This window comes from Bartonella sp. B10834G3 (genome assembly GCF_016102505.1).
Lineage (GTDB): Bacteria > Pseudomonadota > Alphaproteobacteria > Rhizobiales > Rhizobiaceae > Bartonella > Bartonella choladocola.
On sequence record NZ_JACFOM010000003.1, the window covers coordinates 45,168 to 57,371 of the forward strand.

Annotated in this window: 10 protein-coding genes and 1 riboswitch; of the genes, 8 read left to right on the forward strand and 2 right to left on the reverse strand. The window is 46.7% G+C overall.

The window, feature by feature from the left end; all coding sequences use genetic code 11:
- The first annotated feature begins 4 nt into the window (after positions 1–4).
- Both H3S94_RS09345 and H3S94_RS09350 read left to right on the forward strand, forming a co-directional pair.
- Positions 5–856, forward strand: coding sequence for an FTR1 family protein (locus H3S94_RS09345; RefSeq protein WP_077992914.1), 852 nt, complete (start codon positions 5–7; stop codon positions 854–856).
- Positions 857–878: 22 nt separating this feature from the next.
- Entirely contained in the window at positions 879–2,255 is a 1,377-nt protein-coding gene (locus H3S94_RS09350; protein ID WP_149866660.1) for a 4Fe-4S binding protein, read from the forward strand.
- Between the two features lie 1,071 nt (positions 2,256–3,326).
- Here H3S94_RS09350 and H3S94_RS09355 read toward each other — a convergent pair.
- The gene (locus H3S94_RS09355; RefSeq protein ID WP_077992922.1) at positions 3,327–5,279 is read right to left on the reverse strand and encodes an ABC transporter ATP-binding protein/permease; all 1,953 of its coding nucleotides are present in this window, start codon (positions 5,277–5,279) and stop codon (positions 3,327–3,329) included.
- 313 nt (positions 5,280–5,592) lie between these two features.
- Between H3S94_RS09355 and H3S94_RS09360 the strand changes: the two genes are divergently transcribed.
- From H3S94_RS09360 to H3S94_RS09385, 6 genes are all read left to right on the forward strand, one after another.
- Positions 5,593–5,802, forward strand: coding sequence for a cold-shock protein (locus tag H3S94_RS09360; protein ID WP_077992924.1), 210 nt, complete (start codon positions 5,593–5,595; stop codon positions 5,800–5,802).
- Between the two features lie 478 nt (positions 5,803–6,280).
- Positions 6,281–6,508, forward strand: a riboswitch (cobalamin riboswitch).
- Between the two features lie 539 nt (positions 6,509–7,047).
- The gene (locus H3S94_RS09365; protein WP_077992928.1) at positions 7,048–8,085 is read left to right on the forward strand and encodes an ABC transporter substrate-binding protein; all 1,038 of its coding nucleotides are present in this window, start codon (positions 7,048–7,050) and stop codon (positions 8,083–8,085) included.
- Positions 8,082–9,098 carry an iron ABC transporter permease gene (locus H3S94_RS09370; protein ID WP_077992929.1) on the forward strand — a complete coding sequence of 339 codons (1,017 nt, stop codon included), beginning with the start codon at positions 8,082–8,084 and terminating at the stop codon, positions 9,096–9,098. Before H3S94_RS09365 ends, H3S94_RS09370 begins: the two co-directional genes overlap by 4 nt.
- Before the next feature lies 1 nt (position 9,099).
- Positions 9,100–9,873: an ABC transporter ATP-binding protein gene (locus tag H3S94_RS09375; RefSeq protein WP_198240890.1), complete on the forward strand. Its 774-nt coding sequence runs from the start codon at positions 9,100–9,102 to the stop codon at positions 9,871–9,873.
- 3 nt (positions 9,874–9,876) lie between these two features.
- Positions 9,877–10,314 carry a pseudoazurin gene (locus tag H3S94_RS09380; RefSeq protein ID WP_077992931.1) on the forward strand — a complete coding sequence of 146 codons (438 nt, stop codon included), beginning with the start codon at positions 9,877–9,879 and terminating at the stop codon, positions 10,312–10,314.
- A gap of 263 nt (positions 10,315–10,577) precedes the next feature.
- Complete coding sequence (locus tag H3S94_RS09385; RefSeq protein ID WP_198231385.1) at positions 10,578–11,780, forward strand: pyridoxal phosphate-dependent aminotransferase; 1,203 nt, start codon at positions 10,578–10,580, stop codon at positions 11,778–11,780.
- A 147-nt stretch (positions 11,781–11,927) separates the two neighbouring features.
- On the opposite strand, the gene H3S94_RS11830 is transcribed toward H3S94_RS09385, so the two are convergent.
- Positions 11,928–12,204 (reverse strand): hypothetical protein (locus tag H3S94_RS11830; RefSeq protein WP_210328013.1); only part of this gene is annotated, 277 nt, incomplete at its 5' end.

Below are 12,204 nucleotides of genomic sequence, written 5' to 3' on the forward strand. Positions count from 1 at the left end.
ACAAATGGGTGCACCTCTTTTCATCGTTTGGCGTGAAAGTATCGAAGCGCTACTCGTTATCGGCATCCTTTATACGTGGTTGCGGCGCGAAAATCTTTTAACGCTTAAAAACCGTTTGTGGGCGGGAACTGCATTAGGGCTTGTTCTTGCCGGAATTCTCGCCATTCTGTTTTATGTTGCGGGCACATGGTTTGCAGGCCCCGGCGGGGAATGGTTCTTCACCGCTATGATGGCCGTGGCCGCCCTTCTCATTATGCAAATGATCGTCTGGATGCACCACCACGGTGCTTCAATGAAACATACTCTGGAACGTGAAGCGGCCGAAAGCCTGCAATCTTCCGGCGGATTCGGTATTATGCTCCTTGCAATGATTGCCGTTGCCCGCGAAGGCTCTGAAACAGTGGTGTTTCTTGCCGGTGTCGGTGCGCAACAAAATGGCGCTTCGCTCGGCATGTTCATTCTTGGTGGTGTGCTCGGCTTTATTCTTGCACTTTTCACTTTCTGGTTGTTGCAGAAATTTTCCAAAATCATCCCGTGGAGATGGTTTTTCTTGGGAAGTGAATTTGTCCTTCTCCTCATCGGTGGCGGTTTGTTGATTACTGCCTTTGACAAAGCGGCAGCCCAGATTTCGGCTTATGATTTACCCGAATGGCTCTACAGCTTTATGGATGATCCGCTATGGAGTACAAGCTGGCTTATTCCCGATAACAGCACATTGACGGGACTGACCGGCTACCATGCGGAACCGTCTTTGATGCAAGTCGTTGTATTGGCAGTTTACTGGATCGCAGCCATTGTTCTTTGTAACAGGAAGCCTGCCAAAACGGCGGTTCGCCCCCCATTGAAAGTTACCTGAAACCAATTTTTTAAAAAAAACCATGTCACGTATCATCACCACTGCCGTCTATCATCTGGGCACTGTCATGCATCGCCATAGGACAGTGATCCAGACGATACAGTGGTGTGTTGTTGCCATTTACCTGTTTCTCCTGATTGTGCCGTCATTTCTGCCATTGCCGCCACGGCAGGAACATATCCTTGGCAATCTCGTGCTGTTTGCACAATTTGTTTTCTGGGGAATCTGGTGGCCATTCGTTATTCTCTCCATGCTGTTTATAGGACGTATCTGGTGCGGCGTTTTCTGCCCTGAAGGGGCTTTGGCCGAATTTACCAGCCGCACTGTCGGGCGTAATAAAAGTATCCCGCGCTGGCTCAAATGGCGCGGCTGGCCGACAGTTGCCTTTATTCTGACAACGCTTTATGGCCAGTTAATCAGCGTTTATGATTATGCGGAAGCAGCACTTCTCATTCTGGGCGGCTCGACATTGGCAGCAATGGCAATCGGTTTCTTTTTCGGTAAAGGAACGCGCGTCTGGTGCCGTTATCTTTGCCCTGTTAATGGCGTTTTCAACCTGCTTTCCCGCCTTGCTCCTATTTCGTTCAAGACAGATCAGGAAAAATGGGCGCATTATTGTGGTGGCCGTCAGGAAAACCCCAATTGCCCTCCAATGATAAATATTCACCAGCTTCATGGTGTTAATGCTTGCCATATGTGCGCGCGCTGTGCCGGCTTCCGCGATGCTGTGGCTCTGAAACCACGCTCGGTTATGGAAGAAGTTGTCGTTTACGGTGAAGACAAAAACGCAAGCCCATGGGAAACAAGATTACTGCTTTTCGGTATGATCGGTGTTGCAATCGGGGCGTTTACATGGACTGTCAGCCCGTGGTTTGTGACTTTCAAGCAGGCAATAGCCGAATGGCTTGTCGACCACAATATTTTCTGGCCACTCGACCCGACCGCTCCGTGGTGGGTATTGACAAACCACCCCGCCAATAATGACAGTTTCAACTGGGTAGACGGCTTTTGTGTTGCAAGTTACATCTTAGGAAGTGGTCTGCTTTTTGGCACATTTTTGACCCTGATGTTATGGGCTATCGCCTCGCTCATGCGTTCGCAGACACTTTTCCATCATTTGGCACAAGCGTTTTTGCCACTGGCGGCTGCCGGTCTGTTTTTGGGGCTTACAGCAACAACTGTAAAACTTTTAATGTATGATGGCATCACCTTCTGGTGGTTGCCATATGCACGTGCGTTCATTCTTGCTTTAACTGCGCTCTGGAGCCTTTATCTTGCGGCAAGAATCTTGCAAAGAACGCCGGCAAGCCTCATCCGCAAATATCTGGGCTTTTTCCTTTTTGCTGTTTCTTGTGTTCCTATCGTCTATGCATGGTGGCTTATGTTCTGGGGCTGGTAAAACAGTTTTTTCTAAATGTCGCGTGAGCAAATGGCTGCTTAAACGTTAAAGGCCATCATACCGCCCTATTCTTGAGGCGGGAGACCACCTCAAAAGCTCGAGGAAGAGAGATAATGCAAAAGAGCCAATGATCGGCAATATCTTGCAAACAATCAGGCAAATAACCCTTTCCATTTGGCACATATGCCATTTGGCTACCTGACCTCTTCATGCATTCCGGTTTTTACCGGTCGGCGGGAAGTAAAATCCGATCATAGCGTCGAACCGGCGGTTGAACGGGAGCTTTTAAATTTGCAACCAATAACCCCGAAAATCGGTATGCCAAAAAAACAATCCCGCCAAAACCGATAACGCCCTAAAACATACCCCCACAAGATTGACGCGAAAAATACATGAACCGTTCGACGAGGTACAATCGAACGGCTATATCGGCCATCCTCCCGCTCCCGCTCCCGCTCCCGCTCAAAAATAATCCGGTATTTCCGGCATGAGAACAGCTTAAAATTCGACCCTCGTTAAAAAATCGCCTGCCTGTTATCCCGTCCGTTATCCCGCCCATTATAACTCGGATGTGTTTTTTTCTTCAAAGCTCATTAGATCAGCCGCAGTTCAACCAAAACCTGTCGCCGGAATTTTTCAAAAGCCTTATCGAGCCTTTATAAATCTTATGCCTTCAATGGAATTGAGAACGCGTTGCCCACCGCCAAATCAATCAAGATTTCATCCCCTAAATCAACCATGCACATTCTCTTTGCTTTTCATTAAAGCAGGTTCTCAATGCAGATTATAAAAGCAGGTGCCATACGCAGACCATCAATAAAATCACCGATAAAGAAACCCTATCCGCAAAGATTTGCGTTGCTTTTGCCTTCTATAAAGAGGTTTTCTTTTACAAAAAATTTTTCTTCTACAAGGGGAGTGTCTTCAAAAAGGAGCCAGTCTTCAAAAAGGGCATACTCTTCCGGAAGAGTTTCGCCTTCAAAAGGCTTTTGTGTTCTAAGAGAAACGTGTTCGCACGGATAAAGGTATTTTTGCCCGAAAATTATGAAAGATTGTTTGCCAAAAACCTGACTATTTTATTTCCGGCTCATCATTTTCCGGCTTATTATCTGCAGATTTATCACCTGCGTCCGCTGCGGGCACTGTCCTGCTTGCGGTCGTGTTTTCATCGTTTGTTGTTGAAGCGGAAGTTCTGCCGTTTGATGTTTCGTTCTCGTTCCTTTGCAAAGCCTGTTCCGAAGGCTCGAATTTGACTTCCACAATCACGTCGAACAGATAGCTTTCGTCATTGCGGCGGCTGATATAAACAAAAGTGGTATGTTTCAGATGCTGGAACACAACCGCGGCAATGCGCTTGCGCACCGTTTCATCAATACCGTCCATAACCTGATTGGCGACAATCCATTCGGGATTTGTAAGAAGCACGCGGGCAAAAGCAATTGAACGGCGTTCAACATCGTTCAATCGTTTTTCCCAATCGACATTTTCTTCATCAAGTGCCGAAAAATAATCACTCAAACCGGTGATTTCGAGCGCGTGTTCGATTTCATCGTCTGTCGGGTTTTTATCCGTTGCGGGATAAAGAAGAACCGTGCGCAATGTGCCCGGTGGAATATAAGGCGCATCGGGAATATAGTTCGGCAAACCGGAATTGGGCAGACCTACCGTTCCCTGCCCCCATGGCCACAAACCGGCCAGAGCGTGATAAAGAATGGTTTTGTCAACGTCTTGCGGCGCATAGATCAGAGTATTCTGCCCGCGTTTGATTGCCAAATTCGACGGTGTCAAAGTCAATTTGCCGTTGGCTGTGCGGATCAACAGATTGTCGAAGGTCATAATATCGGAATCATTGGTTTTGACGACGATATGTTCGCCCTTCAGCCGATCGACATCATCCATCTGCACAACAGCTTGTCTGAAAGTTGCAACACGCAACATCGTTGCCCGCCAGTCGGCCAGAGCGCCATAATTGTCAACAAACCAGCGCAATGACTGGTGCGCCTGATTGAAGGCCTGAACAGCAGCCTGAAGACCGCCGAGGTCAATACCGCCGCCAAAATAGATCGGCGAGGCGATAATATAAGGGGCAACATTCGATACCCAGCCATAACCGGCGGTAATGCCTGTCAATTTGGTCGTTGCGACAACAATATGCCAAATGGCGTTCAAAACATTTTGCACACGCCCGTCGAGATAGCGCTTCTCGTCTTTCTCAGCCCCCATCAGCGTGATCGAATCAATAGAGCGGTTGGTGTGCATTAAAGCGGCACGCAAATCTGCTTCACGCGCATAGCGGTTGGCGTTGATCGTTACCAGATTACGCGCAACAAACCAGGTGAGAAAGGAAGCCGCACCGACATAGAGAAGCACCGCCCAGATCATGTAACCGGGAAGCGGAAAACTGTAGCCGGAAAAGCTGAAAACGAAACCGGCCGTTGTTGCCCATAACGTCGGAATGAAGATGATTAATGTTACACTGGCCTGCAACAGATTGATGCCGAGATCAGCGGTTGATTCGGCAAGATGTCGGGCATCTTCGTGGAGTTTCTGGTCGGGGTTTACGCCGACTTCCCCTGCCATTGTCAGGCGAAAGGCACGCTTGGGCTGCATCCATTGGCTGATAAGGTCGTCAGTCAATCCTTCACGCAATTTCATCTTCAAATATTGGTTCAAAAAAGTCTGGACAATGTTGAAGATCAATAGAACCGAGGCAATGACAAAGAATACACCGAGCTGGAAAACAAACTCATGCAAATCTTTACGGCTGATCGCGTTCCAGAAATCCTTGGTCCACTCATTGATTTGCAATTGCCCGCGGCCAATCAGAATAATGAGCACGAGTATTCCAAGAAATGTCGCAATCAACGTGTTGCGCGTGTGCGAATGCCAGAAAGCGATATAAAGAATTTTTGCCTGATGGGAAAAACGGGTATTTTTGACAATGCCTTCGCGCAATGAACCGGGAGCGGCATCGACCGGATTATCGGGCATAACGTCGTCTTTATCGCTGCCATTTTTGGCCATTCAATCAATTCCCCTTACATGACAATCGCGACATTCTGACGACAGTTAAAAATATTGATTGCACCCTTATACACCAGATAGTGTCGGCAATCAAAATAGCAAAAGCAAGAATGCTTGCAATTTTAATATTAATAAAACTTGCTTTCCGGTTTTAGAGGGTCTAATGAAGCGCCAATCGATTTTTCGGTTGTGCGACTTTCTTAACCGTGCAGCAAGCACTATTTAACGAAACTCCCCTTTCTAAATTTCGATCTACCAAATGTATCAACACTGTATGTGTCGATGCAATCATTTCTTATTACAGGAGTTTCCTATGGCTACAGGAACAGTTAAGTGGTTCAACACAACAAAAGGCTTCGGCTTCATTCAACCTGATGATGGTGGTGCAGATGTTTTTGTACACATCTCGGCTGTTGAACGTTCAGGCATGAATGGTCTTACCGAAGGACAAAAAGTGTCTTACGAGGTTGTGCAGGATCGCCGTTCGGGAAAATCTGCTGCAGGCAATCTTTCAGCTCTTTAATGACAAGCGGCTTGAATGCTTTTAATTCGACAATAAAAGATTTATCGGCATTTCAACGCTACCATTCACGAGTTATTACAAAAAGCTCTACCGGTTTTTCGGTAGGGCTTTTTTAATGGTCTAATCATTTTATCAATTTGATCTCGAAGCCCCCATTCCCCCCACTTTTATATGTTTCCGTTCTTTCCTCGATCTTTCCCCCTATTTTTTCCCCCTCATTTTTCCCCCCTTATTTTTCCCCCCCTTATTTTTCCCCCCTTATTTTCCCATGTCGGCTCGGCAATGTTTCGTCACATCTTTCCCGTTGTTTTGTCCCCATGTTTCCTAAGAAGTTTCCTGCGATATTTTTCTTGAACGTCGCCCGCGTTGTTTTCTGACCGGAATAACAAACATTCGCTCTTGAAAGCCAAACGGAAGAATATCGTTTTGCTATTTCAAGAAGAACGTCAACAAGCTGCTTGCACTTCTATTTAGATAAGCTATAAATTTTATTGACGGTTCCCCTTCAGGATGTCTTCAAAAGGGGAATAATAGGGAACACGGAAAAATTGACCGCACTCAAGGGATTTCAACCGTGGCTGCCCCCGCAACTGTAAACGGCAGCACCTTTTTTAGGGATTTATCCGGCCACTGCGAAAGCGGGAAGGTAAAAGGTGCAAAAAAAATGCCGCGAGCCAGGAGACCTGCCGTCAATCATAGGCTTTCACGAGCCTGTCATTGAATATCCCTAACGCACGGTGGGTGCAAAGGAAAGGTAACCATGGCAATCCGGTCAGGCGCCAAGTTTGTCGCCTCTCATATGCTTATACGGATTTTTTTATCCCGTCCGGTTTATGAAGTGATAGCAATGTTGCAGCAGATTGTGTTGCAACAAATATTGTATTTTTTGCGCTTTTTGATCGTTTGCCAACAACACATCCGGAAACCGCTTCTTTCATTATTTTGCTCAAGAGAAGAAAAGATAAACCACGTTGGCAAAGCGTTTTTTATTGCTTTAAAAACAACCGCAATAAAAGGGCTTTCAGGCGTTTCAACAGCGTTTATCAATGCCTTCCCGGTGGAGAATTTTTGTAAGGCTCTTCATTCGGATGATACGCGGCAAATAGAGCCTTCGACGTTGAACGAATGGGCTTTTCCCTGCTTGAAAACTTTCCCGAACGCCCTCGTGAAATATTTGAAACCCGTGACAAGGCAAAACCTTCATAAAACGGCCTTGCCTTGGGCTTGAACGAGAAGAGCAAACTCATGAAAACCATCCATTTGAAGACGACAATTTTAACTGCGGTGATTTCCTTCTTTGCGGTTAATTTTTATAGCAATGCTTTGGCTGAAGAAACGCATTATCCGTTAACGGTAAAAAATTGCGGCCGCACACTGGTTTTTAACAAAGCACCGGAACGCGTTGTTTCGGTCGGACAAAATACGACAGAGATACTTTATGCTTTGGGATTATCCGACAAGGTCAAAGGGACTGCACTCTGGTATTCGCCGGTTTTGCCGCAATTTACCGAAGTCAACAAAAACGTAAAAATGCTTTCCCATGATGTTCCAAGTTTCGAGAGCATCATTGCCGAAAAACCCGATCTTGTGGCAAGCCATCAGGAATGGGTTATAGGGCCTGCGGGAAGTGCTGCAACCTATGACCAGTTCAAGGATTTTGAAATTCCGGTTTATACCGCTCCTGCCGATTGCGTGGGAAAAGACAACCTTGCCGGTAGCGACGGTTTGCGAACAGCCCCCTTTACGATGGATCTCATCTATCAGGAAATTTCCGAACTTTCAGTGATCTTCAACGTTCAGGATAAAGGAGAACAACTTGTTAAAGAGCTGAAAGGGCGCGAACAGGCTGCAATCGACAAAGTCAAAAACCTGCCCAAGGGCAAACTCAGCGCGGTTTTCTGGTATTCGAGTGCCGATCTTGATATTGACCCCTATGTTGCCGGAGACCTTGGTGCACCCGGTTATATTATGAAAATTCTCGGCATTCAAAACGTTATCAAATCCGATTATGAATGGCCGACTGTGGGATGGGAAACCATCGTTAAAGCGAACCCGACCATTATTGTTCTTGCCGAAATGGATCGCCGCCGTTTTCCCGCCGATGATGTTGTCGTGAAACGTGATTTCTTGAAGAAAGATCCCGTTACAAAACTGCTACCGGCTGTCGAGAATAACCGTCTTGTCAACATGGACGTGCAATCCATGAATACAACCATGCGCACCATTGACGGTATCGAAAAACTGGCAAATGCCATTGTCGAACTTGGTCTTGAAAAAGAGTGACACATTTACCCCGCACGATTATCATCTGGCTTTTTTGCATCTGTCTTTTGCTATGCGCAATTGTGACAGGTGCAGCAATTGGCGAGATTGCCATTCCGTTTTCAACTTTTTTGAAAACCATTGCCAACCATCTGTTCGGTAGCGGTTACGAGGTGGATATATTCCATAGTCGGGTGATCTGGCTGTGGCGTCTGCCGCGTGCAGTGGTGGGCGCATGTTGTGGTGCCGGTCTTGCCATGTGCGGGGTTATTTTACAGGCCTTGTTGAGAAATCCCCTTGCCGAACCCTATCTTCTCGGCATTTCGTCGGGTGCGGGAACAGGTGCGGCATTGGTTACCGCTTTCGGCATGAATTTGAGTATTCTGTCACTTTCAACGGGTGCATTGATCGGCGGTCTGTTATCGTTTTTCTTTGTTGTTTTTCTTGCCTATCATTCCGGACGCAATGCAACCGCCATTATTCTCGCCGGTATTGCGAGCGCCATGCTGTTCAACGCATTGACAGCACTCATATTGATGATTTTTACGCCACTTGAAGGACGCTCGAATATTTTTGCCTGGATGATCGGAAATCTTTCCGGAGCAAGATGGAGTGATGCTTTACTGGCTTTCCCGTTAACACTTCTGGCATTTTTAATTTTCCTTGCATTTTCCCGCATTCTCGATGCTTTCGTCTTCGGCTCGCGTGCCGCCAAATCGCTTGGTATTTCTGTCAATTATGTGAGCATGTTGCTGATTACTCTTGTTGCTCTGGTTACTGCCGTTATGGTTTCCATTATGGGTACAATCAGCTTTGTCGGACTGGTTGTTCCCCATGCGGCACGGCTTATTGTCGGCGTGCGCCACCAGCTTCTGATACCCGCTTCGGCATTGATCGGCGCACTTTTCATGATTGCCGCCGATGTGATTTCGCGCATTATTGTGCCCGGCCTTGCTTTTCCGGTCGGTATTGTCACGGCATTGATCGGCGCTCCGCTTTTTGCCCTGTTGCTGTTGCGGCAGAAAGGAAATTGATATGCTTGTCGGCGAACATTTATCGCTTGAACGTGACCATCACACGATTCTTGATGATATAACGCTCACATTGAACGACCATGAAATTTTAGGCATTATCGGCCCCAATGGCGCGGGCAAAAGTTCGCTTTTATCTGTTTTTGCAGGCCTTGTTACACCGACAAAAGGCGATATAAGCCTTGATAATATTGCCTTGTCCAAATGGTCGCGGCGTAAACTTGCAAAAACAATTGCCTTTGTCGAACAACAGGTCGAACCGCATGAGCGCATCGACGTGCGCCACGCCATAGAAATTGGCCGCACACCACACAAAACATTGCTTTCACCGTGGTTTCCCGAAGATGAAGAGGCGTTGCAGGATGCACTCGAAAAAGTCAATATGAAAGGCTTCGAGAAGCGTCTTCTGAACAGTCTTTCGGGGGGTGAAAAGCAACGCATCCACATTGCCCGTGCATTGGCACAAAAACCGCGTATTCTCATTCTCGATGAACCGACAAATCATCTTGATATAGGATGTCAATTGGAGATACTCTCTCTCATTCGCAGGCTTGATCTTTCGGTACTGATTGCCCTTCACGATCTTAATCATGCAGCCATGTTTTGCGATCGCATCGCTTTGCTCGATCATGGGCGTTTGATAAGTTCGGGGCTTCCCGAAGACGTGCTGACGAAACAAACAATATTGACCAACTTCCGTGCCAATGCCGAAATAGACAAGCTTGAAAATGGCAGGCTTCATATACGTTACCTGCTGCCACCTTCATTGAAAGGATAAAAAATGAAAACACTCGTCGCTCTTCTGGCTTTATTCGCCTTTACCGCTTCTGCAAATGCCGAAACTTACGAAGTCAAAATGCTCAATCGCGGAACAGCCGGTGCTATGGTGTTCGAGCCGGATTATCTAAAACTCAAACCCGGCGACTCGGTGAAATTCATTGCCACACAGAAAAGTCACAACGCTGCAACCATTGATGACATGATACCGGAAGGCGCAACACCCTTCAAAGGCAAGATTGATGAAGAACTGCAAGTGACTTTCGATAAACCCGGCTTTTACGGCATTAAATGTATTCCCCATTATGCCATGGGAATGATTATGTTGATTAAAGTGGGTGACGATCAGGCTTTGCCGCAGTCCTACCGCGATCATAAGCAGCCCGGCATTGCAAAAAAGCGCTTTGACGACATTTTTTCCCGTGTCGATAAAGGGGAATAGAAAACGTTGCGCAAATGCTGGAATATCGGGAGAATGGCGCGAATTTCTCAAGAATGATAAAATTTGCAAGAATTGGTCCCGACAGACCGGCTAAACTCTAAACTATTGGTGGCTTCACCAATAGTTTCCTTCCCTCTACGATAAATTGATGAAGACAATTCTTGCACTTTTAAAGCGCTTGGGACATAGATTTATTATGCTGACTTATTGCACTTCAAGGCAAGAATCAGTCTATTGCTTATTCAATCTGAGGAGATAATAGAATGGCATTCATTGGCGATACGCTATCCCGTATCAAGCCCTCCGCGACTATTGCTGTTGCACAAAAGGCCCGTGACCTCAAGGCTACCGGCCGTGATGTAATTTCACTCGGTGCAGGAGAACCTGATTTCGACACACCCGATAACGTTAAAAATGCTGCTATCGAGGCAATCCGTCAGGGGAAAACAAAATATACTCCTGTTGCCGGCATTCCGGAGCTTCGCCAAGCCATTGCAACAAAATTCAAGCGTGAAAACAATCTTGATTACAAGCCGCAGCAGATTATTGTCGGTACTGGTGGCAAGCAGGTTCTTTTCAATGCTTTCATGGCAACATTGAACAAGGGCGACGAAGTTATTATCCCAGCCCCCTATTGGGTAAGCTATCCGGAAATGGTCGCTGTCAATAATGGCACACCGGTTTTCGTCGATGCCAAAAAAGAATTCAATTACAAGCTTCAGCCGGAAGATCTCGAAGCAGCCATTACCGATAAAACAAAGTGGTTTGTTTTCAATTCTCCGTGTAACCCGTCGGGTGCTGCCTACACCCATGACGAGTTGAAAAAACTGACCGATGTGCTTTTGAAATATCCGCATGTCCATATCATGAGCGATGATATGTACGAGCACCTCACTTATAACGATTTCAAGTTTGCTACACCGGCAGCGGTAGAGCCGAAGCTTTACGAGCGCACATTGACAGTAAACGGTGTTTCAAAAGCCTATGCAATGACGGGTTGGCGTATTGGTTATGCAGCCGGTCCGGTCGAGCTTATCAAGGCAATGGAAACCATCCAGAGCCAGCAGACATCGGGCACAAGCTCGATTTCGCAATGGGCTGCTGTTGAAGCTTTGAACGGCCCGCAAGATTTTATTGCGAAAAATAAAGCGATTTTTCAGGCAAGACGCGATCTCGTGGTTTCCATGCTCAATCAGGCAAACGGCCTTGAATGCCCGACACCGGAAGGCGCATTCTATGTTTATCCTTCCTGCGCAAAACTGATTGGCAAGAAAACACCGGAAGGCAAGGTCATCAAGACTGATGAAGATTTTGTCACCGCCCTTCTTGAAACAGAAGCTGTTGCAGTTGTTCACGGAGCCGCTTTCGGTCTGGGACCAGCTTTCCGCATTTCCTATGCAACTTCTGAAAAATTGCTGGAAGAAGCCTGCCGGCGCATTCAACGCTTCTGCGCAAGCTTGCGCTAAAACTTTGGCCATGAACGGCCTTTAACAGATAACGAATTGAAAACCGCCTTTTCAGGCGGTTTTTTTGTAAAATACCGGATAGTTTGTTTTTGTCGATGCAGCTCACAAAAAAAACAAACCTTCCCGATCTCCCGCTGCAAAGACAGTTCATTGCAAAACGTCGCTTGAAAAACTGCTGATGGTTCGTTCGGCTCGAAAGCTTAGTGATCCTTGCTTTGTCGAATAAATCACTTTGAAGGGTAAAAAGAATAATGCCGGTTCAGCTTCTATAAAGCTTGTGCCTGAAAGAGATTTCAAGCTTCCAAACAAGCCGCACATTACCCGCCCCGAACTGACTTGCCCGCTCATATGATTGATGTGCATACATGATTGACGGGTGCTATGCACCATCATAAAGCTTGTGCCCGCAAGAGATTTCAAGCTT